General features: G+C 61.9%; 21 protein-coding genes and 1 tRNA gene. 15 read left to right on the top strand and 7 right to left on the bottom strand.

All coding sequences use genetic code 11. The annotated features are described in order from the left end of the window. Window positions 1-123 precede the first annotated feature (123 nt). A complete protein-coding gene (locus CFE28_08805) occupies window positions 124-1,026 on the top strand; it encodes an SAM-dependent methyltransferase (GenBank protein OYU70084.1) in 903 nt (300 codons plus the stop codon). After that, window positions 1,023-1,814 carry an RNA methyltransferase gene (locus CFE28_08800; protein OYU70083.1) on the top strand — a complete coding sequence of 264 codons (792 nt, stop codon included), beginning with the start codon at window positions 1,023-1,025 and terminating at the stop codon, window positions 1,812-1,814. Before CFE28_08805 ends, CFE28_08800 begins: the two co-directional genes overlap by 4 nt. 7 nt (window positions 1,815-1,821) lie before the next feature. On the opposite strand, the gene hrpB is transcribed toward CFE28_08800, so the two are convergent. Then, complete coding sequence (hrpB, locus tag CFE28_08795) at window positions 1,822-4,260, bottom strand: ATP-dependent helicase HrpB (GenBank protein ID OYU70082.1); 2,439 nt, start codon at window positions 4,258-4,260, stop codon at window positions 1,822-1,824. Between the two features lie 103 nt (window positions 4,261-4,363). Between hrpB and CFE28_08790 the strand changes: the two genes are divergently transcribed. The 5 genes from CFE28_08790 to CFE28_08770 all read left to right on the top strand — a co-directional run bounded on the left by CFE28_08790 (window position 4,364) and on the right by CFE28_08770 (window position 9,178). Next, window positions 4,364-5,032 carry an MBL fold metallo-hydrolase gene (locus CFE28_08790; protein ID OYU70081.1) on the top strand — a complete coding sequence of 223 codons (669 nt, stop codon included), beginning with the start codon at window positions 4,364-4,366 and terminating at the stop codon, window positions 5,030-5,032. A 53-nt stretch (window positions 5,033-5,085) separates the two neighbouring features. After that, window positions 5,086-5,814, top strand: a complete 729-nt coding sequence (locus tag CFE28_08785) for a DNA-binding response regulator (protein OYU70080.1) — start codon at window positions 5,086-5,088, stop codon at window positions 5,812-5,814. A 35-nt stretch (window positions 5,815-5,849) separates the two neighbouring features. Further along, on the top strand, window positions 5,850-7,187 hold the full coding sequence (locus tag CFE28_08780; protein OYU71632.1) for a two-component sensor histidine kinase: 1,338 nt from the start codon (window positions 5,850-5,852) through the stop codon (window positions 7,185-7,187). Window positions 7,188-7,268: 81 nt separating this feature from the next. Beyond that, the gene (locus CFE28_08775) at window positions 7,269-8,861 is read left to right on the top strand and encodes a peptide ABC transporter substrate-binding protein (GenBank protein OYU70079.1); all 1,593 of its coding nucleotides are present in this window, start codon (window positions 7,269-7,271) and stop codon (window positions 8,859-8,861) included. A 29-nt stretch (window positions 8,862-8,890) separates the two neighbouring features. Next, window positions 8,891-9,178, top strand: coding sequence for a hypothetical protein (locus CFE28_08770; GenBank protein OYU70078.1), 288 nt, complete (start codon window positions 8,891-8,893; stop codon window positions 9,176-9,178). Window positions 9,179-9,206: 28 nt separating this feature from the next. Here CFE28_08770 and CFE28_08765 read toward each other — a convergent pair. Then, window positions 9,207-9,296, bottom strand: a tRNA-Ser gene (locus tag CFE28_08765). Window positions 9,297-9,508: 212 nt separating this feature from the next. Here CFE28_08765 and CFE28_08760 point away from each other — a divergent pair. The 5 genes from CFE28_08760 to CFE28_08740 are packed head-to-tail and all read left to right on the top strand — an operon-like array spanning window position 9,509 to window position 15,273. Beyond that, entirely contained in the window at window positions 9,509-11,020 is a 1,512-nt protein-coding gene (locus tag CFE28_08760; protein ID OYU70077.1) for a hypothetical protein, read from the top strand. An 11-nt stretch (window positions 11,021-11,031) separates the two neighbouring features. Next, window positions 11,032-12,498 carry a polysaccharide biosynthesis protein gene (locus CFE28_08755; protein ID OYU70076.1) on the top strand — a complete coding sequence of 489 codons (1,467 nt, stop codon included), beginning with the start codon at window positions 11,032-11,034 and terminating at the stop codon, window positions 12,496-12,498. Window positions 12,499-12,522: 24 nt separating this feature from the next. Continuing rightward, a complete protein-coding gene (locus CFE28_08750) occupies window positions 12,523-13,533 on the top strand; it encodes a hypothetical protein (protein ID OYU70075.1) in 1,011 nt (336 codons plus the stop codon). A gap of 34 nt (window positions 13,534-13,567) precedes the next feature. After that, the gene (locus tag CFE28_08745) at window positions 13,568-14,500 is read left to right on the top strand and encodes a glycosyl transferase (protein ID OYU70074.1); all 933 of its coding nucleotides are present in this window, start codon (window positions 13,568-13,570) and stop codon (window positions 14,498-14,500) included. After that, the gene (locus tag CFE28_08740) at window positions 14,497-15,273 is read left to right on the top strand and encodes a polysaccharide deacetylase (protein ID OYU70073.1); all 777 of its coding nucleotides are present in this window, start codon (window positions 14,497-14,499) and stop codon (window positions 15,271-15,273) included. Before CFE28_08745 ends, CFE28_08740 begins: the two co-directional genes overlap by 4 nt. Here CFE28_08740 and CFE28_08735 read toward each other — a convergent pair whose 3' ends face one another. From CFE28_08735 to CFE28_08725, 3 genes are all read right to left on the bottom strand, one after another. Next, complete coding sequence (locus CFE28_08735) at window positions 15,274-16,536, bottom strand: O-antigen polymerase (GenBank protein ID OYU70072.1); 1,263 nt, start codon at window positions 16,534-16,536, stop codon at window positions 15,274-15,276. Beyond that, window positions 16,533-17,234: a sugar kinase gene (locus tag CFE28_08730; GenBank protein ID OYU70071.1), complete on the bottom strand. Its 702-nt coding sequence runs from the start codon at window positions 17,232-17,234 to the stop codon at window positions 16,533-16,535. Before CFE28_08730 ends, CFE28_08735 begins: the two co-directional genes overlap by 4 nt. 123 nt (window positions 17,235-17,357) lie before the next feature. Beyond that, complete coding sequence (locus CFE28_08725; protein ID OYU70070.1) at window positions 17,358-18,842, bottom strand: lipopolysaccharide biosynthesis protein; 1,485 nt, start codon at window positions 18,840-18,842, stop codon at window positions 17,358-17,360. Between the two features lie 88 nt (window positions 18,843-18,930). On the opposite strand from CFE28_08725, the gene CFE28_08720 reads away from it, so the two are divergent. Next, window positions 18,931-19,680, top strand: a complete 750-nt coding sequence (locus CFE28_08720; GenBank protein OYU70069.1) for a polysaccharide export protein — start codon at window positions 18,931-18,933, stop codon at window positions 19,678-19,680. Window positions 19,681-19,696: 16 nt separating this feature from the next. Here the strand turns inward: CFE28_08720 and CFE28_08715 are convergent, their stop codons facing one another. Further along, entirely contained in the window at window positions 19,697-19,966 is a 270-nt protein-coding gene (locus CFE28_08715) for a hypothetical protein (GenBank protein ID OYU70068.1), read from the bottom strand. Between the two features lie 576 nt (window positions 19,967-20,542). Between CFE28_08715 and CFE28_08710 the strand changes: the two genes are divergently transcribed. Beyond that, on the top strand, window positions 20,543-22,603 hold the full coding sequence (locus CFE28_08710; GenBank protein OYU70067.1) for a peptidase S9: 2,061 nt from the start codon (window positions 20,543-20,545) through the stop codon (window positions 22,601-22,603). Window positions 22,604-22,649: 46 nt separating this feature from the next. On the opposite strand, the gene CFE28_08705 is transcribed toward CFE28_08710, so the two are convergent. Beyond that, the gene (locus tag CFE28_08705) at window positions 22,650-24,113 is read right to left on the bottom strand and encodes an Asp-tRNA(Asn)/Glu-tRNA(Gln) amidotransferase GatCAB subunit B (GenBank protein OYU70066.1); all 1,464 of its coding nucleotides are present in this window, start codon (window positions 24,111-24,113) and stop codon (window positions 22,650-22,652) included. 106 nt (window positions 24,114-24,219) lie between these two features. Between CFE28_08705 and CFE28_08700 the strand changes: the two genes are divergently transcribed. Then, window positions 24,220-24,513, top strand: a complete 294-nt coding sequence (locus tag CFE28_08700) for a hypothetical protein (GenBank protein OYU70065.1) — start codon at window positions 24,220-24,222, stop codon at window positions 24,511-24,513. Window positions 24,514-24,537: the final 24 nt, after the last annotated feature.

The raw sequence follows: 24,537 nt of genomic DNA, 5'->3' as shown, positions 1-24,537 counted from the left end.
TACTAGGCCACTCGATGACCCGCCTGCACAAGAGGTTGGCGGAGGCGACTTCATGATCTGACGGCAGGGAGCCCGGCGAACCGTGATCTGGACAATCACGCCAGCCCCTCGTAACTGCCGCAGATGACCAAGCTTCATCCCGCCGTCGCCGACAAGCCGGGCGTCATGCGCACGACCGGCTGGGGGGACTATGCCCTCATGGACAGTGGTAACGGCCGCAAGCTCGAGCGTTATGGCCCCTACAGTGTCGTGCGGCCAGAACCGCAATGTCTCTGGGCGCCCAAACTCCCGGCCGAGATCTGGGAAAAGGCGGACGCCGTCTTTGACCCCACCGACGAGGAAGATGCAGGACGGTGGCGATTCAAGGCCCAGCCCAGGGACACGTGGCCCATGGCCTGGGGAGATGTTCGCTACAAAGGTCGTTTCACCGCCTTCCGGCACCTGGCGTTTTTCCCGGAACAGGCTGCGAACTGGGCCTGGCTGGATGGGAAGGTCCGCGCCTTCAAGGGGCAGCCGCGCGTCCTGAACCTGTTCGGCTATACAGGGGTAGCCAGCCTTGTCTGCGCCGCTGCAGGGGCGGCTGTGACCCACGTGGATGCTTCGAAAAAGGCCATTGGCTGGGCGCGGGAAAACGCCACCCTGTCCGGGCTGGACGACCGCCCCATCCGCTGGATCTGCGAAGACGCTCGCAGGTATGTCCAGAGGGAGGTACGCCGCGGCAACCGCTATGACGGGATCATTCTGGATCCGCCGAAATACGGTCGAGGGCCTGATGGAGAAATCTGGAAGCTCTTCGAGAACCTGCCGGAACTGGCGGGGCTTTGCGCCGAACTGCTATCCGACACTGCCTCATTCCTGCTGCTCAACGCCTATGCCGAGCGCATTTCAGGAGCGGCTCTGGCGGGCCTGCTCTCTGACAAGCTGGCTGACCGTGGCGGCGCCATCGAGTGGGGCGAGCTTGCCCTCACACAGGACGATGGAACCCGCGAGATCGGCATGAGCTTCTACGCCCGCTGGACGTCATGAGCGCTCGAACGGTCACCTCCCTGACCAATCCCACGGTCAAGGCCGTGCGCGCCCTGCACCTGCGCAAGGACCGGGACGAAACCGGCCTGTTTGTCGCCGAGGGCCTGAAGATCATTACCGAGGCGGTCGAGCTGGGGCATGCCCCGCAGATCCTCATGTATGGCCAGGAAGCCCAGGGCCATCCCCTGCTTCACCGCGCCATATCCGCAGCCAGATCAGGCGGTGGAGAGGTGATCGAGGTCACACAGGACATTCTTGCCAAGGTCTCGCGCCGGGATAATCCCCAGGCGGTCGTCGGCGTTTTCCGGCAGGTCTTCACCGATCTCAATGACCTGGTCCCTGCCAGCGCATTGGCCTTCGTCGCCCTGCACCGGGTGAGGGATCCCGGAAATCTCGGCACAATCATCCGGACCGCAGACGCCGCCGGCTGTGGTGCGGTCATCCTGGTCGGCGAATGTTGCGATCCCTATTCGGTGGAAGCCGTGCGGGCGACCATGGGCTCCGTCTTCGCGGTTCCCATCGTAAGGGCCTCTGAGGCGACCTTCTCCGAGTGGCGCAAGTCATGGCCAGGATCCGTCATCGGCACCCTCCTGACAGCCACGGTCACCCACAGCACAGCAAAATACGTCAGACCCTCGTTGATCCTGATGGGGAATGAGCAGCAGGGGCTGACCCCCGACCTTGCGGCGCTCTGCGACGTCAATGTGAAGATCCCGATGCGCGGGCGGGCTGACAGCCTCAATCTTTCGGTGGCGACCGGCGTCATGATCTACGCCGCCACGGCCTGAAGGCCGATCAGGTCCCTCGCGGCTTGGCTCTCGCAGTCGGCGTGGCGGAAGCCGGATCCTCTGGCCAGACATGCTTGGGATATCGCCCACGCATCTCAGAGCGTACATCCTTCCACGAGCCAGCCCAGAATCCAGGAAGATCCTTTGTGGTCTGGATAGGCCGATGCGCCGGTGACAACAGGGCAAGCGTGAGAGGAACCCGACCGCCGGCAATTGCAGGATGCTGGCTCAGCCCGAAGGTTTCCTGCACCCGGACTTCCACCCGCGGCCCGCCATCTGCGCCATAGTCGATGGCGAAGCTGTTCCCGGTCGGGGCAGTCCACCGCGCCGGAAGGGCCTTCTCAAGGGCGTTCAATCGATCCCAGGGAATCTGAGCCTTCAGGGCAGCTTCCAGATCTGCGGACCTGAGATCCTTCAGGCTGCGCAGGCCCGAAACCAGCGGCGCAAGCCATTCCCCGAGACTGGCGATGAGCCCCTGATCCGAGAAATCTGGCCAATCGACTTCACCAAGTTCCTGCAGGAAGGCGATCCGGTGGCGGAGGATCATTGCCCCCTCCCCCCATTTCAGACTTGCGATCCCATCCCGCCGCACCCGGTCCACAAGGGCCTCCGCAACCAGCACCGGATCCGGGTTTTCATCGATCTGCTGATCCAGAATCAACCGCCCCAAGCGACGGACCCTCACCCCGCGCAACCTCCCCCCGCCAGACTCCTCCAGCCGGACCTCGGACTCGATCTGATCAGCGAAGAGGACCTCGATTTCTGACGGATCAACCGATGCCGCGAGGCGGATCCGGTCGCGCCGATCTCCGCCGCCCAATTCCGCAATGGCCAGCCAGGGCTCCCGGGCCAGGACCTCGGTCGCGTCCAGATAGGCGCCCCGACCGTTGGCCAGCTGGAACTCACCCATGGGTCCCCGCGCCTTGGCCACCCGCTCTGGATAGGCGAGCGCAAGCAGAAGGCCTTCCGAGAGCTGGGGGGATGATCCCTTCCGCCCGGCCTGCTTCGCCCACCGGGCCGCCAGCGCACGGCTGTCCTTGGCGCGTGGACTACGATCACGCCGGAACGCTTCCAGCCTGTGGATCAGGCTCGTCTCCCTTCCGCCCAGGGCAGGCTCCGAAACCAGCGCCGCTATCTCCGCGCCCAGGTCGGATTGCCCATGCTCAGCGGCCTTCAGGACCATGTGGGCCAGCCGTGGCGTCAGGGGAAAAGCGGCAATGGCTTCACCGTGTCCCGTCATGACGCCCGCCTCTGTCAGGGCTCCAAGTCGCTGCAGAAGACTACGCGCCTCTGTGAAGGCAGCCGAAGGCGGTGGATCCAGAAAGGCAAGACCCGAGGCGTCCTTTACCCCCCATCGCGCCAGATCAAGGGCCAGGCCCGTCAGATCGGCTTCCTGGATTTCCGGGGCGGCAAAAGCTGCAAGCGCCCTGGTTTCCGCTTCATCCCAAAGCCTGTAGCAGACTCCGGGCTCGGTTCGGCCGGCCCGGCCCCGACGCTGGTCAGCTGCGGCGCGGCTGACCCTGACCGTGGCCAGGCGGGTCAGTCCGGATGCCGGATCAAAACGCGGAACCCTTGCCAGTCCGGAGTCGATCACGACACGGACGCCCTCAATTGTCAGGCTGGTTTCAGCAATGGAGGTGGCCAGCACAACCTTGCGGGTCCCGGGCCTTGCAGGCGAAACAGCGTGATCCTGGGCTGCAGCATCCATGGCGCCGTAAAGCGGTGCAATGATCACGTCGGCAGACCTGATCCTGTCGCGCAGCCGTTCTTCTGTTCGGCGGATCTCGGCCTGACCCGGGAGGAAAACCAGGAGACTGCCGACTTCGGCCGCCAGGGCCCGTTCAACCGCGCGAACCACATGATCCTCAAGGCCATCGCTTCGGCCAAGGTACCGGGTCTCAACCGGAAAGGCCCGCCCCTGGCTCTCCACAAGCGGTGCGTCCCCGAGCAAACGCCCTACCGCTGCGCCATCCAGGGTCGCGGACATGACCAGTATCCTGAGATCATCGCGAAGGACAAGCTGGGCGTCCCGGGCCAGGGCCAGGCCAAGGTCGGCATCAAGGCTGCGCTCATGGAACTCGTCGAACAGGACGGCGCCAACCCCTTCAAGGCTGGGATCATCCAGGATCATGCGACTGAACACGCCTTCGGTGACCACTTCGATCCGGGTCCGGGCTGAGACACGACTCTGCAGGCGGACCCGGTAACCAACCGTCTCGCCTACCGGCTCGCCAAGGGTTGCAGACATCCGCTCAGCCGCCATGCGAGCCGCGAGACGACGGGGTTCCAGCATCAGGATCTTGCGCCCGGACAACCAGGGCTCGTCCAGCAATCTGAGCGGCGCCACAGTCGTCTTGCCCGCCCCGGGGGGCGCAACCAGCACCGCACAGGTCGAGCCCGCAAGGGCGGCCTGCAATTGGGGGATGACGTCCTCAATGGGAAGCATGGGCAGGGTCTAGCCGCCGACTGCAGATCCGCCAAGGCCACTCGCCAGACAAGGAAGACAACCGGCTCTTTTCAATCGCCTGCAAAGGACCGATGTTAGACACATGGCAAATCCAGACCTCCCCATCCGGGCCCTCATCGCCCCTGTCACGCCGCTGCAGCAGAACTGCACCATTGTCTGGTGCGCCAAGACCCTGAAGGCGGCGATCATAGATCCGGGCGGAGAAGTGCCCCGGTTGATGGAGGCCCTGGCGACCCATGGCCTGACCCTTGAGAAGATCTGGATCACCCACGGTCACATGGACCATGCGGGTGGCACAGCCCAACTGAAAGACCTGACCGGGTGCCCGATCGAAGGGCCCCATCCGGATGACCAGTTCTGGATCGACCGGATATCGGACTCAGGAAAACAGTACGGCATGCCGGAAGCGCGTACCTTCACACCCGACCGATGGCTGCAGGATGGTGATGTCGTGACCCTGGGCGAGACGGAGTTCGAGGTCATCCACTGCCCGGGCCATACGCCGGGCCACGTCGTCTTCTTCCACCGCGAGGCGCGCTTTGCACAGGTTGGCGATGTCCTTTTCCAGGGCTCCATCGGCCGGACAGACTTTCCGAGAGGCAATCATGGGGATCTGATCCGGGCCATAACCGAAAAGCTCTGGCCTCTGGGTTCCGATGTCGCCTTCGTTCCGGGACATGGCCCCATGTCCACCTTTGGCCAGGAGCGGAAGACCAACCCCTTTGTCGCCGATGAGGTCCTGGCGGACTGATTTTTGTCCGGCCTGAAATTTGGCGGTCGCAAGGCTCAGCTAAACGGGACGTCATGACCCCGCCAACAGAACCCATGGCTGCGCGCATTCTGATGGTCGATGACGACCCTGGAATCTGCGACGTGGTCTCTGAATTCCTTGGCCAGCACGGCTACGATGTCCGGACTGCCGGAAACTCCCGCGAGATGGACTCTGCCCTGGCCATGGGGCCGGCAGACCTGATTGTTCTCGACGTCATGTTGCCGGGAGAGGATGGCCTGGCCATATGCCGCCGTCTCAGCGGCCCGGATGCGCCACCGATCATCATGCTGTCCGCCATGGGGGAAGACACTGACCGGATCGTCGGTCTCGAACTGGGGGCCGACGACTATCTCCCCAAGCCCTGCAATCCGCGGGAACTGCTCGCCCGGGTTAGAGCGGTCCTGCGTCGTGCTGAAATGCGGGGTTCGGAACGGTCGGTGGGCCCCGGCTGCGAATTCGCCGGGTGGCGCCTTGATCTGGTCCGGCGCGAACTGCGGACCCCCGATGGAGTCATGGTTCACCTCTCATCGGGTGAGTTTGCGCTCCTGAGATCCTTTGTCGAACGCGCGCAACGCGTCCTGACCCGGGATCAATTGCTGGATATGGCCAGGGGGCCGGACTCTGACTCCTTTGACCGGGCGATCGATGTGCAGATCAGCCGCCTGAGACGGAAGCTGGACGAGGGCGCAGCTGGTCAGAACCTCATTCGTACCATCCGCAATGAGGGCTACATGTTTACGGCCAAGGTGAGAAAGCTTTGAGTCCCGCCCGGTCCGGCAGTGGCTTGGCGCAGCGCCTGGCGCGCCCCTCAGGCTCCATCTTCGCCCAGATTCTGACTCTGATCAGCATCAGTCTGATCGCAGCCCAGGCCGTGAACCTCCTGCTGATTTTCAACCTTCCTCCGCCCTCGCCCGACTTCTATCGCATCACCGAGGTGGTTCAGGTCTATCGCGGACTGCCGCCGCCCTTCGCTGAACGGCGCCCGCTCGAGGTGCGTATGGCGCCTTCACCGCCCAATCCTCCAATGGAAGGACGTAACGCCCGGTCCCTTCGCAGGGCGATAGCCGGATCCCTGGAAATAGATGACAACAGGGTCCGGATCACAGGGGACAGAAGCCCCTTCGCTGACCGTCGTGTGCTCCGCATTGTCCGCGACCAGCTGGCGCGACAGGGCGCGCGCCACGAGGAACTGTTCCTGGTCGCCCCCTTCGCCGTCAGCGTCCAGCAAGCCGATGGACAGTGGCGAGTGGTCAAGCCTGCCCCTGTCTTCGGCCTCGAGGCCTGGCAGCAAAGACTGGTGCTCTGGTTCCTGATTACAGCCCTGGCCATGGCGCCCCTGGCCTGGATAGTCGCAAGGCGGATGGCCAGGCCCTACCAGCTGTTCTCCGAAGCGGCTGAGCGCCTTGGACGCGATCCACAGTCCACACCAATCTCTCTGTCCCTGACAGGAGCCTCGGAAATCAAGGTCGCAGCCGTGGCCTTCAACGACATGCAAAGCAGGCTCCAACGATACGTCGAGGACAGGACCGCCATGGTAGGGGCCATCGCGCATGATCTGAGGACTCCCCTGACACGCCTGAAATTCCGTATCGAGTCCGCGCCCGAAGATCTTCGCCGGAAGATGGCCAAGGACATCGATGAGATGGACCAGATGATCTCCGCCGCCATGACCTTTGTCCGCGACGCCAGCCACGCCGGTGAAAGATCCCCTCTGGAAATCTCGACCCTGGTCGAGAGCCTTTGCGATGAAATGTCTGAAACGGGCGCTCAGGTTACGCTGACAGATCGCGACCGCGTTGTTCTGAACGGTGACGCGGTGGCCCTGCGGCGACTGTTCACCAACCTCCTGGAGAATGCCGTGAAATTCGGCGGCGGGGTCGAGGTGCGCGTCCTTGGACTGGACGGCTTCGCTGTCATCGAAATCCGGGACGATGGACCGGGCATTCCGGACGATGAGCGCGAGCGGGTCTTTGAGCCCTTCTACCGCAGGGAGCCTTCCCGCAATCGAGATACAGGCGGGATCGGCCTGGGCCTTGCAGTGGTTCGCTCCGTCGCCCGCGCACACGGGGGTGAAGTTGAACTCGAGAACAGGTCCGAGGGCGGACTGACAGCACGGGTCAGGCTGCCGCTCTAGGCCGCCTCGACAACGGGCCTCAGGAGTGCGACCCCTGTGACGTTCGTCAACCTTGCGAGTCCCCCCTTGCGTCGCCTCGGCTTGTTCATTTTCCTGATCGCCTCCCTGGGGCTTTCGGCCTGCCAGCAGCAGGCCACCCGACCTGACTGCCCAGAAGGCAAGGTCTGCATCGAGTTCGGGAACAATTCAGAGGTCGAGACCCTGGACCCACAAAGGTCGACCTTGCTGGACGACTTTTCGGTCATTGCTGACCTGATTATCGGACTGACGACAGATGGCCCCGGCGCTGAGCAGATTCCGGGAATGGCGACGTCGTGGGAAACCAGCCCGGACGGACTGGTCTGGACATTCCACCTTCGTGAAGCCTCGTGGTCTGACGGGGTTCCGGTTACCGCAGATGACTTTGTCTACGCCTACCAGCGGATCCTCAACCCAAAGACGGCTTCGATCTATTCCTACCTCGTCTACATCCTGAAGAACGGGCAGGCCCTCAACGAAGGCAAGGTGAAGCCGGAAGCCCTTGGCGCAAAGGCCCTGGACGCCAGGACCCTTCAGCTGACCCTCGAGCACCCGGCGCCCTACCTGCCTGAAATCGCCAAGCACCAGAGCTTCTACCCGATCCCGAAGCATGTGGTTGAAAAGTGGGGCGACGCCTGGACGCAACCCGCCCACTTCGTGGGCAATGGGCCCTTCAAGCTTGCGAGCTGGAAGCTTGGCGACCACATCGAGGTCAACAAGAGCCCGACATTCTACGACGCCGCCAAGGTCTGTATCGACCGGATCAAATACTACCCGACCAATGACTCAATCATGGCTGAGCGTCGGGTCAGGAAGGGTGAACTGGACATCAATACCAACTTCCAGTCCAACCGGATCGATCAGATCAGGGCCGACATGCCTGGGGTCGCCAGAACCCACGTTTCCCTGGCGACCAGCTATATGTCGTTCAACACCCGGGACAATGCGGCCTTCAAGGACATCCGGGTCAGGCGTGCGCTTTCAAAGGCCGTGGACCGGGAGTTCATCACCCAAAAGCTCATGCGCGCAGGTCAGGCCGCCGCCTATTCCTTTGTTCCGCCTGGAACGGCCAATTTCAAATACGGGGCCCACACCTTCTGGGCCGGAGAGACCCGCGCCCAGAGGGTTGCCGACGCCCGCCGGCTTCTGGCGCAGGCCGGATACGGTCCGGACAATCCCCTGACCTTTGAGATCAAGACGCCAAACAGTCCAGACAGCATCCTCATCAGCCAGGCAGTGCAGGCAGATTGGGCCGAAATCGGCGTGAGTGCGAAAGTGGTCCAGAACGAGTCCCAGATCGCCTTCGCAGCCTTCCGGATGCGTGATTTCGATGTGGGGGTGATGAACTGGTATGCTGACTTCAATGACGCCACCACATTCCTCGGCCTGTTCAAGTCCGATACCGGCGGTCAGAACTATGGGGACTATAACAGCAAGATCTACGACGCCCTGCTGGACGCCGCCGATCACGAAGCCAACATAAACAAGCGCGCAGAGCTGTTGTCCCAGGCAGAGCAGATCATGCTCAATGATGAGGCCACCATTCCCCTGTTCTTCGTAGTGAACCGCAACCTGGTGGCCAACCGGATCACCGGTTGGGTGGACAATGCCGAGAATTTTCACCGGGCCCGCTGGCTGTGCGTGAAGCCAGGCTAGGGCTCCGGAAGACGGGAGCAGGACTGACCATGGAATTTCTCGTCCTCATGCACGGCGACGCCACATCTCCTGAAACCGGCGATTGGGATCGTTACATCGGTGGACTGATGGCTGAAGGCGTATTCTGTGGCGGCAGTTCCCTGTCATCCGGCGCAAGTCTCAGATTGCAAGGCGATCCCGCGCCGACATCAGCCCCTGTGGGCTTCATCCGACTGAAGTGTCGCGATCTGGATCAGGCCCGCGAACTGGTCGCGCAGAATCCGGCCTATCTGGCAGGCGCCAGCATCGAAATTTTCCCGTTGGCGGAAGACGAATGAGCGCTTCAGATCGGGCGACTGGAGGAAGTGGCGGTGACGCAGGGATTCGAACCCTGGATACCCTTTCGGGTATGACGATTTAGCAAACCGTTGCCTTCAGCCACTCGGCCACGTCACCACTTTGATTTGTTTTGGGTTTTCTCCCAGTCCCAAAAGCGTGCCGACCAGCGGTCCGGATTGGGAGGGTCCTCATAGCCGAAGCCGCTGCATCGGGGAAGTCCGCAAAGCGTGACATCACCCACCAAGTTTCAGAAACCGGTACTCCGTTAACCGCAGGGTCAGACGGACCCACTAGTCTGATGGCGGTCTTTCACGGGTAACTGCTTACACATGTCCCTCGCCGAGCCCTTGCCTCGACAGGTCCGCGCCTCCGTTGACGAGCCGCAAGCCACAGATCTGCCTGGTCAGAGCATTGACCGTCGCGGCCCCATGCGCCCTGCCGTGCTTGAGCCGTCCCGCCGGCGCCTGTCTGGCCGGCTGGTCACCCGGATGTTCCAGATCGGCGATATTCTGGCCCTGTGCATAGGCGCAGCCCTGGTCCACCAGGCCATGCCATCCCTGGATCTGCGACTTCTCACCGTCATTGTCGCAGCGGCCTCCTCCCCCCTCATGCTGGCCATGGCCGGGGCGTACAACTTCTCCCGACGCGAAAACATCGCTATCCAGGCCGTTGTCGTTTGCGCCGCCATGGGCGCCAGCCTTGGCGCCGCAGCCCTGGTGCTCATCTTCAGCGGCAGCAGTGAAGCCGTGCCCAGGGCGTTTCAACTCTGGGCCCTGTTTGGGGCCCTTCCAGTCCTGGGACTGCACATCCTCTGGTGGGCCCTGGTCAGGCGCTGGCGGGCGACAGGACGACTGACGCCAAACATTATCGTGGTCGGGGCCACCGGCGCGGCCAGCCGACTGATCAACAGCCTGCTGCAAAGTCGCGACGCCCACGTCCTGGGCCTGTTCGATGACCGCGCGGCCCGCAGCCCTTCTACGGTCGAGGGCGTTCCGGTTCTGGGCGGAACCCGGGACCTGATGAACCATCGGATCATGCCCTACGTGGACCGCCTGGTGATCTCGGTTCCTTCAAAGGCCCGACAGAGGGTGCGTGAACTGATCGAGCGCCTGCAGGTCCTGCCAAATGAAATCGTGTTGCTGCTGGACAAGGATGAAGACGGCCGGGAGTCTGACGCGATCAGCCGGATCGCCGACGTGCCCCTGGCTCACATTTCAGGCCCCCCCTCCAACGAAGTCCGCGCCCTGTTCAAGCGGATCCAGGACGTGGTCATCGGGGCTTTGGCCCTGGTCCTGACCTTTCCCATCATGCTGGCCACAATGGTCGCCATCAAGCTTGACAGCCCGGGACCGATCTTCTTCCGGCAGCGCCGCCACGGCTTCAACAATGAGGAAATCCTGGTCTGGAAGTTCCGCTCCATGCGCGTCGAGATGACGGACGCCAAGGCGCATCAGCAGGTCCGGGCTGGGGATGCCCGGGTCACCCGCGTCGGCCGCTTCATCCGCAAGACCTCGATCGACGAACTGCCCCAGATCTTCAACGTCCTGGCTGGCCAGATGTCCCTTGTTGGCCCCCGGCCCCATGCCATCGGCATGAAGACCGGTGACGTGGAAAGCGCCCGTCTCGTCGCCGAGTACGCCCATCGACATCAGATGAAGCCTGGAATGACGGGATGGGCTGCGATCAAGGGCTCTCGGGGCCCTGTGGACACTCCGGAACTGGTGGAGCGCAGGGTCGCGCTCGACATCGAATACATCCAGCGCCAATCCTTCTGGCTGGACCTCTGGATAATGTTCATCACTGTCCCGGTCCTGATCGGCGACACCAAGGCCATCCGTTAGGTCGCGCCCTCGTGTTCCTCAAAGGACTGATGGGCTATCTGCCGGCCAACCTGCTCCAGGGCGTGATCGGCTTTCTGACACTGACCATATTCACGCGCATCCTCTCGCCGGAGGACTACGGGCGCTATGCCCTGGCGCTCGGCGTGACCAGCCTGGCCTACACTGCCTGCTTCTGCTGGATCGAGGCCGCCATGGCGCGGTTCTACCCGGTCGAAAAGAATGACGACGTCGATGCGCCCGAACTCTACGGCACGCTCTATCGTCTGTTCGCCGCCGTCGCCCTGCTGTTGATCGGGATCAGCGCACTCGGGCTTTATCTGTGGCCGACCCCGACCCCGGGCGGTCAGGCCTTGAAGATTGCCATAGGCGCTGGCCTGATAAGCATTGTCTCCCGATCCCTCCTGCGCATGGCGCAGGAACAAAGGCGCTCGGAAGGCCGGGTGAGCGCATCCGCCGGTATAGACATGCTCCAGACCGGCGGTGGCTTCCTGCTGGGCGTCCTTTTCGCCTATCTCGGCCTCAAGGGCGGCGCGCCCCTGCTGGGGGCTGGGGTCATGGCCCTGATCCTCCTGCCATTCTTTGTCCGCGAAGACTGGGGCAGAGCCCGGCGCGGCGTCTGGTCCGCCCCGAAGGCGGTCAGCTATGCCAGGTACGGATTTCCGATCACCCTGAGCCTCATTCTCTCCCTTGGCCTTTATACCCTCGACAGGTTCCTGATCGCCCACTTCATGAGCGAAGCGGATGTCGGCGCCTACCAGGCGGGGTTTTCGCTGGCGTCCCGGGTCATCGACGTCCTGTTCATCTGGTTCGGGGCCGCCGGTGTCCCGTCCATGATCAACGCCCTGGAAACCGGTGGGGACAAGGCGCTCAAGGATGAGGCCCGGCAGCAGATCCTGCTCATTGCCCTCCTGGCCTTCCCCGCTGTTGCAGGACTTATCAGCCTGGCTTCGCCTCTTACCGAGTTGCTGATCGGCGAAAACCTGCGCGGCAATGCGCTTGCCATCACTCCATTAGTCACCCTGGGCGCCCTGCTGGCCGGGCTGAACAATGGCTATTTCCTCCTGCCATTCTCGCTCACCAAGAAGACCCATCTACTGATCCTTGCCATGAGTGCGCCGGCCCTGGCGAACATCGCCCTCAACCTGTTCCTGATACCCAGGATGGGACTTCAGGGCGCCGCCCTCGCCTATGCCCTGAGTTTCGCCATAGGCATTGCCTCATCCTGGCTGTTGGGCCTGCGGGCGACAGCCCTGCCAGTCCCGATCTTCGACCTCGCCAAGATCGCCGCTTCAGCCGCCTTGATGGGCTTCATACTGTCGAAGGTCCCGCCCCTGGGCATGATGGCCGAGTTGGTGATCAAGCCCCCTCTGGGAATCCTGATTTATGGGGCCCTGATTTTCGGACTGGATATCTGCGGCGCCCGCAGCCATGCCCGACGCCTGCTGGCAAAGTTCCTGCCATCCACCACGACCGCCTGAGATCCAGACATGGCCCGAAGAAGTTTGACCTACGACCCGACCCCAGGCGCTGCGAACCCGGTGCTCCTTTTCTACAAGGAACATGAAAATGACAGTCTGTTCCCCGGGGACCGGTACCTGAAGCGCATCATCCGGCCCATCTGGCAGAAGCTGCACCGCAATCAGAAGGTCTCAGGGTTCGGCATGTCCTTCCAGGCCATGTGCCACGGACTGTCCGAAGCCGGGCATGAGGTCATCGTCAATGACTACGCCCTGGCCCGGGCCAATCCCGGCTACCCCGTCGGGGTCATCGGCAATCTTTCCCTGCTGGACAACTGGACCTTGCCAAATCCAGCCCTGCTTGGGCCCTCGTTGTATGACCAGCCCGGCCAGGCTCCCGACCTGTTTGAGGACAAACGCTTCCGCGCCTATGTCTGCCTGGCTGACTGGATGTACGACCTGTTCGAGACGCAATACACGGGCAAGTGCGTCAAGTGGTTTGCCGGAATTGACACCGAGGCATGGCCTGATCGTTCCGGTGGACCGAAGACCCTCGACTTCATCATCTACGACAAAATCCATTGGGACTACGAGGCCTATGCCGAAAACCTCATAGAGCCCATCCGCCGTGAGCTGGATGCTCGGGGCCTGAGCCACAGAACGATCCGCTACCGCTATTACGATCACCCGCTCTATCACGAGCTCCTGACTGCAGCCCGCGGCATGATCTTCCTCAGCGAAAACGAAACCCAGGGCCTCGCCTACCAGGAAGCCATGTCCTGTAATGTCCCCATTCTGGCCTGGGACCGGGGCTACTGGGCTGACCCCCAGGCGGCGGAACACTTCGGAAGTCCGCCCAAGGCATCGTGCGTTCCCTTCTTTTCAGAGGCTTGCGGCGGGAAGTTCACCGGCATGGAAGAGTTCACCGCCAGCCTTGATAGGTTCATGGAACGTCGTGATGACTACAGACCGCGTGAGTTCGTGAAAGCGACGCTGAGCCCGCAACAGTCGGCGCAGACCTATGCCGCCGCCTATTTTGCAATCGCGAAACCTTAAGACTTTTCAAGCGCTTTTCACGCAAACTCGATCCATGGCCCAGACCATTACCCACTTCCGTCGGGACGGAGGCGCAAAGCCGCGGCTCAGCATACTCACGCCGTTCTACAAGGAATCTCCCGCCCTGCTTCTTGAGGCGCTTGGACGCGATAGCGCCATGCAGGGCGGCGATATCGAGATCATCCTGATCGATGACGGATCAAAGCAGCCAAGCCTCACTGAAACCGTCATCGCCTGTCTGGAAGCCCAGCCTTATCCGGCAAGCCTCATCACATTGTCTGAAAATGAAGGGCGCTCGGCCGGCCGAAATCACCTGATGCAGGCCGCACAGAGCAATTACTTTCTTTTCCTCGACAGTGACATGCTCCCTGACAGTCAGGGTTTCATACAGACATGGCTCGACACGATTGATCATGATCGCCCGGACGTCGTGTTCGGCGGGTTCTCCCTCGACCAGGCAAGCCATGACAGGGCCTATGCGCTCCACAGGGCCATGGCTTCACACAGCGACACGGTGACTGCAGAGGTCAGGCGACAGTCGCCGGAGAAGTACATTTTTACCTCCAACCTTCTGATCCGCGCAGACATCCTGGCGGAAGAAGGCTTCGACCCCGCATTCACGGGGTGGGGTTGGGAAGACGTGGAGTGGAGCATGCGGGTGTCGAAGCGCTGGACAATCGGCCATATCGACAATACCGCGACACACCTTGGGCTGGACACGGCAGAAACCGTCGCCGCGAAGTATGAGCAGTCGGTGGCCAACTTTGCCCGGGTTATCGCTGCGCATCGGACCATCGTCGCCGGCTATCCGAGCTACAAGGTCGCAAAACTCCTGAGCATGACTCCGCTACGCAGGACGTGGAGACCGATCCTCAAGGCCGTGGCGCTGACACAGTCCCTGCCGACCAAGGTTCGCGCCTTCTCCATGCGTCTCTACCGCGCTGCACTCTATGCGGAGGTGGTATGACCACGCCGGCTGAAACAGCCTATGCCGCTGATCGGTCGATTTTCGGCAAGGTCAGGCGACGCCTCTCCCGGATCATGCATCGTCGCCGCGCGCGGAGGGGACCTGATCGCCCGCTTCTCAGCATCACCTTCGATGACGCTCCCTTGAGCGCGACTGGACTTGGGGCGGAGATACTTGAGCGGCATGGCGTGAGGGGCACGTTCTACGCTGCGGCCGGGCTCTGTGGACAGATTGCGCCGATGGGTGTGTGCGCGGGTCCAGAAGATTATCTCGACCTTGCCCGGCGGGGGCATGAAGTCGGATGCCACACCAACTCCCACCTCGACTGCGGGCAAGCCTCGGGCTCGGAAATTCGGGAAGACGTTGATCTGAACGCCGCAGCCTTCAAGGCCTGGGGACTGCCTGCCCCGGAGAACTTCGCCTATCCGTACGGAGATGTGTCAGCAGCGGCAAAGTCCACCCTGACATCCAGGTTCAACAGCCTCCGCGCCCTACATCCCGGGATCGTCTCCACGGGCACGGATCTGAATCAGGCGCCTGCTGTCGGGATCGAGGGCCCAGAAGGTGAAGCCACCGCTCGCCATTGGCTGAGGCGCGCAAAGGCGGAAAAGGGCTGGCTGATCCTTTACACCCATGACGTCGCGCCCTCCCCCTCTGCCTGGGGATGCACGCCCGAGGCTCTGGAACGCCTGGTTCAGGAAGCAAAAAACGAAGGCTTCGACATTGTGACCGTCAAGGCAGGCATTGAAGCGATCACCTACGCCACATCCTAGTCAGTACGCCTGGGCTTCCCTGTCAGGCCAGCACAGCTTTACAGCTATCGCCGTGAACAGAACCCAGCGAAAATCATTGTAATTGACTGCGATGCTCTCTGTTATGCACATCAATGTGTAGCACAGGATGAAGGAAAGCCCGAGATATCCTCCGTTGTTCCGGTAGGCAGATACTATACTCGCGATCAGGAATTGCACCTGCATCAGTATGAAGGCTGCGAGGCCGGGAATACCCATCCCTAGCAACTGTTCCAACCACGCATTGTGGGCGTGCTGAGCTCGAAAGCCTGCCTGCTTTACGATCCAGGGCAAGGGGCCCCACCGCCCCTCCTCTGTCCAGACCGCACCATATCCGAAGCCTGTCCAGGGACGCTGCTCGACCTGCCGCAGGATCGGGCCCCAGACATTGGTTCTTCCGGTAAAGGTCGCGTCCTTGCCCAGCAGGTCGAAAAACACATGAGGGGCCAGCAAGACAAACGCCGCAACACTGCCGACAGTGACTACAGTGATCCAGGTGACCAGCACGGCCATGATCGCCCCTCTCTGAACCAGCAAGACAAACACCAGGCCGCCCAGGCCAAGAGCGGCTGCGACCAGTGAGGTCTTGGAAGTCGATAACAGGATGAGCACAATTGCGAGGACCACAAAAACTACCCAGAGGATTCTTTGCCGGGGATTGAGCACGGCAGCCGACGCAAAGATGCAGACAGCCAGGGTCATGTCGCCGCCAAGATGGTTTTTCTCCGACCAGACGCCGCGCCACGCCCCCGGGAATATCTCGTGCATGATGCCAATGGAGGGCAGCAGGATCGCGAAGGCAAAGCAGAGCACGACCAGGATTGCGTAGGTCGTCGCCAGGAGCGAGGTCAGTTCCGCCCAGGACCTTTGCGCCACGATCACCACGCCGCAAAGGGTGGTCGCGAGAATGGCTATAACACGACGCTCGGTCTGGTCAGGCGCCACCGACCACAGAATTGAAGCGGTGACGATCGCCATCAAGGCAATGAGGAAGGGTTGGCGCAAGACCGCTCGAAATGACTGGCTGAGGGAGGTCGCCAGAAGGATCAACCCGAGGCCATAGGCCGGGAAAAACAGGTTACGCACAAGGCCGCTGGCCGCAGCATTCCCCTTGTCACCCAATATGGGAAAAACCCACGCCTGGCTGAAGGTCAGGAGGATGGCGATCGAGACAATGAAGTTTGCGGTCCGCCCCAGGGCGATGGGCCTGGCCTCCTCAAAAGGGAGTTCCCGGATCGCCGTCACCGTCGCTGGCTCTTTTGCTTGAGCGCTGGCGCCATCCCCGCGCGGTTGACGAACAGGCCGCTGACGCTGGCGCCTGCCTCCACCAGTGCATCCCGAAGCATGGCGGGGGGACGGACATCGACCTCATCGGCCGCAACGACGATCACGGTCTGATCCATGTTCTTAGCCAGGGTGAGGGCTGCTCCGGACCTGTCCAGAGATGGACAGTCAACGATGATGACATCCACATGACGACGGAGGGTAGACCAGTAGGCGGGGTCTCCGATCACATGCAGGTTCTGGCCAGGCTGGAGTCTCTCGCTCTGAAACCTGGTGACCCACCATCTGGCGTCGCCCACCTGATGCGCCGAGAGATATTTTGCATCGGCAATCGGCGTCCTTGCGGCGGAGAGCGCAGTCGGACGAAGGGTAAAGAACATCGATCCATCAGGACTGGCGCTGGCGGCCGGCCCCAGTTTCCCATAGTGGGCCTCTTCGCCCGAAAGCGCCGAGAACTGTGCGCCGGCAAGAATGTCGAGGTCTACAAGCCACACTGAGCGCAAGGCGCTGCGGCAGGCATGGGCTGCAAGGGCTCGGGCGACTGAAGATGCCCCTTCGCCGCGACGGGCGGCTACGACCTGGATGACGCGAGCCCCTGCCGCCCCTGGCGAACCCAAGGCTTCCCACAGCTCCGCAATTTCATCGCTCAGGTCGACCATGACTCGAATCGTGGCTACGCAATGGGCCAATGTAGCGCCAAACGGCAGGAAACCGTACGTCCCCGATTACCCTACCGGAATACGGCGAATACCGCTGACGAGCGGGGCAGGATCCAAGCTGGATCAGCCCGCCTTGAAGCCTGCGCTTGCCAGGACTGGCAGGGCGAAGGCGCGTTCAGCCACACGTCTGGTGACGAGACCAGGCCTCAGAAGCATGCGGATCAGGCCAACACACATGGCTGTAAAACCCGCCACCAGAACCGCCAGCATGGCCACGGGTCGCTTCAGGCTTACCCCCTTGGTCGGTGGGATAGCCCGACTGACAATCCGGATATTGTCGTTTTCCGAGGCGGCGATGTCCTGAGACGCGCGGCTCTGGACTTCCTTCACGGTGTAGTCGCGCACATTGGCCTGCAGGACGTCACGACCAAGGGTCAGTTGCTGGAACCGGGGCTCAAGCGCAGCGAGCTTGAGGCTTCTCTGGGTCAATTTCGACACCTGCTCGTTCTGCGCCACCAGGGACTGCCGCAGGGCAGCGATGTCCGCAGCTATGGTGACCCTCTCGGTTTCCACCGTCTGATAGACCGGATTGATACCCAGACGCTTGGCGCCTTCGGTCTTCGTCCGGCCAGCCGCCATCCCGGCTTCCAGCTGGGCGATCTGACTGTCGATCTCCTGCACAGGTCGCGCATCATTCCTGTAGCGGGACAGAAGGTCCTCCCTCTGGACCCGAAGGGCGGCCAGCTTGTCGCTCGCGGCGCCAGAGAAATCCCGGTAGAGGCCGACTTCCTTGTTGATGACGCCCATTTGCGACGAAAGGTTTGCGAGCCTGGCGATCCTGTCCTGCAACTGGGTCTCAGTTTGCAGGCGTTGCTGTTCCACCTGGGCGAGGAGCTGGCTGACATTCGTCTTTTCGGCCGTGAAGTCCCCGATCTGGTTGACCATCAGGAACTCCTGCAGGTCCCGATCCGCCTGGCCCAGACGCGACTCAAGCAGGCCCTTCTGCTCGGCGATGGCCGGACTTACCGGGTCACCCAGAACGCCATGGCGATAGACCAGATACTCCTCGAGCAGGGTGTTCAGTACCAGCGCCGCAATCTCGGGCGAGTCTCCCTTGAAACTCAGCTTGATGATCGGGGTGTCGGGCGCCGTCTCAATTTCCGTATTCTTTTCCAAAGACTGAAGCGCGTCCGCCATGATCTTCTTCTTGCCGGCGGCGTCACTGGCCGAATATTCCTTGGCCATCTCGGGATAGATCCTGGAGAGCCCAAGCTTGGTGATGACCCGCTGTTTCAGCTGGGCTGAACCGAGAATTTCCGTTTCAGACTGGATGACCTGATCAGAATCGGGAACGGCGCCACGGCCGGCGTCGCCAGCCCTTGGTTCGTAAACATATTCCTGGCCGAGTCGCACAAGAACACTGGAATAGACTGGATAGGTCGTCTTCATCTGGGTGGCAGCCAGGACGCCCAGGATAGATATGGTGAAGAAAACGCCTAAAATCAGCCACTTCTCTCTCGCGAGACGCTCTACATAGTCATAGAGATCATCACGGGTGATGGCATCTCCCCGCCCTGAACGGACATTTGCAGACAGCTGAGCGACCATGGAATTTCGACTTTTCTAGCCTTGACCCCCTGAACCTCGCGCCGGACCATTAACGATCTATTACCCATTCTCATTAACCTTCGTGACCATGCCTAGCCGCCACGCCTCCATGACCGGTCTCGCCATCATCCTCGTGCTGCTGGGAGCCGGCTGCGCCAACCCGCGGACATCAGGCGGCGCGAAACTGGAAATCAGGGCCCAGACCCCGGCCGGCGAGTTCGGCAATATTCCCTATGCGACCTGGAGCGACTACGAGCCGCCCTATCGATTCTACCCGGGTGACGAGCTCGACGTCAGCATTCCGACCGCGCCTGAGCTGTCCAAGGCTGTGATCGTTCAACCGGACGGTCGCATCACCCTGCCCCTGATTGGCAGTCACATGGCTGCGGACCGCACCCTGGACGAACTGCATGACGCCCTGGTCCGCAGTTATTCGGTCCAACTGCTCCGACCGCAGGTGGACATCACGCCAAAGGCGGCGCCCTTGAAGGTGTTTGTGGGAGGAGAGGTCAAGAATCCTGGTGTTTTTGACCTGGTCGGTGACGGCGACGCCCTGCGCGCCGTGATCCAGGCTGGCGACTTCCTGAATTCTTCAGATCGGAGAAAGGTCATCATCCTGCGACGCGGCCCGGATGGCCGTGGCATGATCCGCACGGTCAACCTGCAGAAAGGGCTGACCTCAGGCGCAGCCGAGCTGATACCGCTGCGTCGATTTGATATCGTCTATGTGCCGAAGAGCGGGGTCGCCAACGCAACCCTCTTCGTCCAGCAGTACTTCCGGGACCTCTCGCCGATCCAGTTCGGATTCAACTACGCCCTGGGCCAGAAAACCTACTGACCCCTGTCGGACCCGTCTAGCCGTGGGCCAGCCACTCGCGCGCGGCGCGTTGCGCTTCAGCCACTTCTTCCGAGCCCATCTCTTGGCTCAGTTCCTTACGATAGACCTTGGCCTCGTTGGAGCCGCGCATGGCCGCCAGGTTGAAGAGCATGTGCGCTGAAACATAGTCCAGCGGCGCTCCACCCTGTCCAGTTGAATAGAGGAGGCCCATCTTGAACAGTTCATCGCCGGTGGCGTTTGGCCCCGGCAAGGGCAGTCCGACTTCCGATTCCACGCTCGCAAGCATGAGTTCGATCCTTTTTCTGACTCTCCGGGTTCCATTCTGGAGCCCGCCCCAAGTCCGATGCGTTCAGGAAAGTCGACCTTCGCTGAAGATATAGTTAAGCGCCGCTAGGCCTGTCTGTAATTTCAGTCCATTTGACGCGCTGAATCCCCGATTTTGAGTATTTACACGGTAGAGTTGGCCACTAAACGCCGCGACAAACTGTCGCGGTCCTGTCTGCCGGACCGGTCGATCGATTTGGCTCTCGACCTGAACGATCGCAATTTCAGGTCGTACAGCAATTCCATTTCGGCTCCGGCGCCAATCACCCTAGCGTCACCGCATTCAGCGGAATGAACCCATGGCGACAACGGAAGTCTTACCTGCGGACCTTGCCATTACCCGGGCGGTGAGCAACGCCTGCAGGAACATCTACGTCTACACGCCGCTTCTGCAGGTCGGTGACGACCACAAAAAGCACAACGCCATGACCGCAGGTGCCCTCTGAACTCGCCTGATCGGGTGCGCGCTTTATTGGCTCGCCAGAGCGCACCATGCTAGCGAACCACCTGACCCATCGCTCCAAGGATTCGACCGTCCATGCGCCGTCTTTTGTTCGCCCTAGCGGCCCTCACGCTATCAGCCGCTTCTTCGGCCCTGGCCGGCGACATCAAGGGACTGACCCCAAAGGATATGGGCAGTTTTGAGAGGGTTGCCGACGTGAGGGTGTCCCCCTCGGGCGCCTTCGCCATCTACCAACTCCGTTCAACCGATTGGGCAAAGAATCGTGGCGTACAAAGCCTTTGGCGCCTGGACCTTTCCGCCAAGGCTTCGACTCCACAACGCATGGCCATATCAGATGGCGGCGCGTCCTCTGGTCGCTGGTCGACGGACGGACGCTGGATCTATTTCATGTCTTCGAGGTCTGGATCTCCCCAGGTCTGGAAGACGGACGCTGATGGCGCAAAGGCGACCCAGGTCACCAAACTCCCCCTCCCCGTCCAGGCCTTCCGTCTGGCGCCTGACGGCAAGTCCCTCGTGGTCGGATTGGCCGTTTATCCGGACTGCAAGACGCTGGAGTGCACGGTCTCCCGCAACGAAGCGCCCAAGCCACAATCCGGCAAGGTCTATGACAAGCTCTTCGTCAGGCATTGGGACGAATGGGCCGACGGAACCAAGAACCACCTGTTCGCCCTGTCTCTGGATGAGAACGGAGTTGGCGCCGGCGCCGCCGTGGAGCTGACCCCCGGTTTTGATGGCGACACGCCCTCCAAGCCCTTCGGCGATGAGGGTGACTTCACCTTCACGGCCGACAGCGCCGCCGTGATCTTTTCGGCGCGGATCGCTGGCAGGGACGAGCCTTGGCAGACCAATTTCGATCTCTTCAAGGTCTCGCTTTCTGGCCAAGGTGCGCCAGCCAATCTGACCGCAGGCAATCTGGCGGGAGATGCGGCTCCGGCAATTTCCCCGGATGGCTCAAAGCTGGCCTGGTTGGCCATGAAGCGTCCGGGTTTCGAGTCCGACCGCAACGGTCTGATGGTCCGCGATCTGAAGACAGGGATCACAAGAGAGCTCGCCCCAAGCTGGGACCGGTCCGTCGAGAGCTTCAAATGGTCCAGGGATGGAAAGACCATCTTCGGCATTGCCCAGGATCTGGGCCAGACCCGGATCTTCGCCTTCTCGGTCGCCAAGGGCGGAGCCCCAACCGCGATCACCGGCCAGGGCCACGTCGCTGATTTCGACTTCGCCAAGGATGGCCTGCTCCTGACCCAGGACAATCTCAAGACGCCTGCCCAGGTCTACCACCTGAAGACCGGCGCCAAGTCGCCTGTTCCCCTCACAGACCACAATGCCGAGCGCCTGGCCGCCATCACCATGGGCGAGGCTGAACAGTTCACCTTCCCTGGCTGGAACGGCGAGACGGTCCATGGCTATGTGGTGAAGCCCGCTGACTATCAGCCGGGCAAGACCTATCCGGTCGCCTTCCTGATCCATGGCGGCCCCCAGGGCAGCTTCGGCAACCTCTTCCACTATCGCTGGAACGCCCAGACCTATGCCGGGCGTGGCTATGCCGTGGTCATGATCGATTTCCACGGCTCGACCGGTTACGGTCAAGGCTTTACGGACGCGATCTCCCAGCACTGGGGCGACCGGCCGCTGGAGGACCTTCAGAAGGGCTGGGCCTACGCCCTCGGGAAGTATTCCTTCCTGGATGGCGATCGCGCCTGCGCCCTGGGCGGCTCCTATGGCGGCTTCATGATCAACTGGATCGCCGGGAACTGGTCAAAGCCCTGGAAGTGCCTTGTCAATCATGACGGGCTCTTCGACACCCACGCCATGGGCTATTCCACCGAAGAACTCTGGTTCTCTGAATGGGAGAATGGCGGCACGCCCTATGACAATCCCAAGGGCTATCAGGCCTTCAACCCGGTCAATCACGTGGCCAAGTGGAATGTGCCGGAGCTGGTGATCCATGGCCAGAACGACTTCCGGGTCCCCCTGGAGCAGGGCCTGGGCACATTCACTGCCCTTCAGCGCAAGGGGGTGCCAAGCCAGTTCCTTTACTTCCCGGATGAGAACCACTGGGTCCTGAAGCCCGAAAACGGACTTCAATGGCATGACACCGTCTTCAACTGGCTGGACCGCTGGACCGCCAAATAGGCAGGACAAAAAAGGGGGGCTCTCAGGCCCCCCTTTCCGTATCCGCCTAGTCGATGCCGAGTTTTGACTTCAGCAGCTGATTGACCGTCCCGGGATTGGCCTTGCCCCCGGTCGCCTTCATCACCTGGCCCACGAACCAGCCGATGGCCTGCGGCTTTTCCTTCACAGACGCCGCCTGACCGGGATTTCCGGCGATCAGGTCGTCAATGATCTTCTCCAGCGCGCCCGTATCCGAAACCTGCTGCAGGCCCTGGGCCTCAACAATGCCCCGCGGGCGGCCTTCGCCCGCCCACATGCGCTCAAACACATCCTTGGCGATCTTGGAGGAGATGACCCCTTCTTCGATCAGAGCCACCAGTTCGGCGATCTCGTCAGGCTTCAGCGGGCTGTCCTCGATGTCGAGGCTTCCTGCCGTCAGCTTGGCCGCCAGCTCATTGGTCACCCAGTTTGACACCAGCTTGGCGTCGCGGCCCTTGGCCGCGGCTTCGAAATAGTCCGCCCTGGCTTGCTCGATGATCAGCACGCCGGCGTCGTAGGCAGTCAGGCCATACTGCGACTGCAGCCGCTCCTTCTTGGCGTCCGGCAGTTCCGGAAGCGACTCTTCGATCGCCTTGACCCAGGCGGGATCAAGCTCCAGGGGCAGGAGGTCCGGATCCGGGAAGTAACGATAGTCGTGCGCCTCTTCCTTGGACCGCATGGAGCGCGTTTCAACCTTTGTCGGGTCAAACAGCCGGGTCTCCTGATCGATCTTGCCGCCATCCTCAAGAATCTCGACCTGACGGCGGGCCTCATACTCGATGGCCTGCTGGATATAGCGGTAGGAATTGACGTTCTTGATCTCGCAGCGGGTGCCCAGGCCCTCGCCCGGACGACGTACGGAGACGTTCACGTCGGCGCGGAGATTGCCCTTCTCCATGTCGCCGTCGCAGGTGCCCAGATAAACCAGGATGGTGCGGACCTTCTTCACATAGGCCGCCGCCTCCTCCGCCGAGCGCATGTCGGGACGGGAGACGATTTCCATCAGGGCGGTGCCGGCCCGGTTCAGGTCAACATATGTGGCGTTGGGATCCTGATCGTGCAGGCTCTTGCCGGCGTCCTGTTCCAGGTGCAGGCGCTCGATCCCGACCGTGAAGGTCGAACCGTCGTCGCGCTCGACGATAACCTCGCCCTCTCCGACGATCGGGTCCTTGAACTGGCTGATCTGATAGCCCTGCGGCAGATCCGGATAGAAGTAGTTCTTCCGGTCAAACAGGCTTCGCAGATTGATCTGCGCCTTGAGGCCGAGGCCGGTCCTCACCGCCTGCTCGACACAGTGGCGGTTGATCACCGGCAGCATGCCGGGCATGGCCGCATCCACCAGGCTGACCTGCTGGTTCGGTCCCGCCCCGAAACCGACGGCGGCTCCGGAAAACAGCTTGGCGTTCGAGGCGACCTGGGCGTGGATTTCCAGGCCCAGAACAATTTCCCACTGGCCGGTGCGGCCCTGTATCAGCTTTGAGGTATCAGACATGCCTTGCTTCTAGTGCCGCCCGCGCCGAAGCGGAAGTGTCTTGCGCAAGTCAATGAAATCGCGCTTTCTGCCGCCACCAAAAACCTCCCCGGGAAGGAACCCGACCATGAAGAAGATGCTCGCCGCCAGCCTCGCTGGCCTGTCCATGATCCTCGCCGCGGGCGCCGCCCTGGCTGCCGACGCGCCGAACGTCGAAACCACCACCATCGAAGATCTGGCCGCCAACCCTGCCACCAAGGCGATTCTCGACAAGGACGTCCCGATGCTGACCTCGCATCCGGCGTTCGACCAGTTCAAGGCCATGACCCTGAAGGCCCTTCAGCCCCTCAGCCAGGGCGCCCTGACCGACGAAATCCTGGCCACCGTTCAGGCTGACCTGGACAAGCTGCCCAAGCCGTAAGCGGTCCCTTCGACCCCATAATGA

The sequence above is a fragment of the Alphaproteobacteria bacterium PA2 genome (assembly GCA_002256425.1).
Classification (GTDB): Bacteria; Pseudomonadota; Alphaproteobacteria; order Caulobacterales; family Caulobacteraceae; genus Phenylobacterium.
This window is presented reverse-complemented; position numbering and strand designations above follow the sequence as displayed.

What these genes read in the sequence shown, in the direction of transcription:
- CFE28_08710 (OYU70067.1), top strand. Translation starts at nt 20,543, where the DNA reads ATGCGCCGTCTTTTGTTCGCCCTAGCGGCCCTCACGCTATCAGCCGCT.
- CFE28_08720 (OYU70069.1), top strand. Translation starts at nt 18,931, where the DNA reads ATGCCTAGCCGCCACGCCTCCATGACCGGTCTCGCCATCATCCTCGTG.
- CFE28_08790 (OYU70081.1), top strand. Translation starts at nt 4,364, where the DNA reads ATGGCAAATCCAGACCTCCCCATCCGGGCCCTCATCGCCCCTGTCACG.
- CFE28_08730 (OYU70071.1), bottom strand. Translation starts at nt 17,234, where the DNA reads ATGGTCGACCTGAGCGATGAAATTGCGGAGCTGTGGGAAGCCTTGGGT.
- CFE28_08740 (OYU70073.1), top strand. Translation starts at nt 14,497, where the DNA reads ATGACCACGCCGGCTGAAACAGCCTATGCCGCTGATCGGTCGATTTTC.
- CFE28_08715 (OYU70068.1), bottom strand. Translation starts at nt 19,966, where the DNA reads ATGCTTGCGAGCGTGGAATCGGAAGTCGGACTGCCCTTGCCGGGGCCA.
- CFE28_08725 (OYU70070.1), bottom strand. Translation starts at nt 18,842, where the DNA reads ATGGTCGCTCAGCTGTCTGCAAATGTCCGTTCAGGGCGGGGAGATGCC.
- hrpB (OYU70082.1), bottom strand. Translation starts at nt 4,260, where the DNA reads ATGCTTCCCATTGAGGACGTCATCCCCCAATTGCAGGCCGCCCTTGCG.
- CFE28_08785 (OYU70080.1), top strand. Translation starts at nt 5,086, where the DNA reads ATGACCCCGCCAACAGAACCCATGGCTGCGCGCATTCTGATGGTCGAT.
- CFE28_08700 (OYU70065.1), top strand. Translation starts at nt 24,220, where the DNA reads ATGAAGAAGATGCTCGCCGCCAGCCTCGCTGGCCTGTCCATGATCCTC.
- CFE28_08805 (OYU70084.1), top strand. Translation starts at nt 124, where the DNA reads ATGACCAAGCTTCATCCCGCCGTCGCCGACAAGCCGGGCGTCATGCGC.
- CFE28_08705 (OYU70066.1), bottom strand. Translation starts at nt 24,113, where the DNA reads ATGTCTGATACCTCAAAGCTGATACAGGGCCGCACCGGCCAGTGGGAA.
- CFE28_08745 (OYU70074.1), top strand. Translation starts at nt 13,568, where the DNA reads ATGGCCCAGACCATTACCCACTTCCGTCGGGACGGAGGCGCAAAGCCG.
- CFE28_08770 (OYU70078.1), top strand. Translation starts at nt 8,891, where the DNA reads ATGGAATTTCTCGTCCTCATGCACGGCGACGCCACATCTCCTGAAACC.
- CFE28_08800 (OYU70083.1), top strand. Translation starts at nt 1,023, where the DNA reads ATGAGCGCTCGAACGGTCACCTCCCTGACCAATCCCACGGTCAAGGCC.
- CFE28_08760 (OYU70077.1), top strand. Translation starts at nt 9,509, where the DNA reads ATGTCCCTCGCCGAGCCCTTGCCTCGACAGGTCCGCGCCTCCGTTGAC.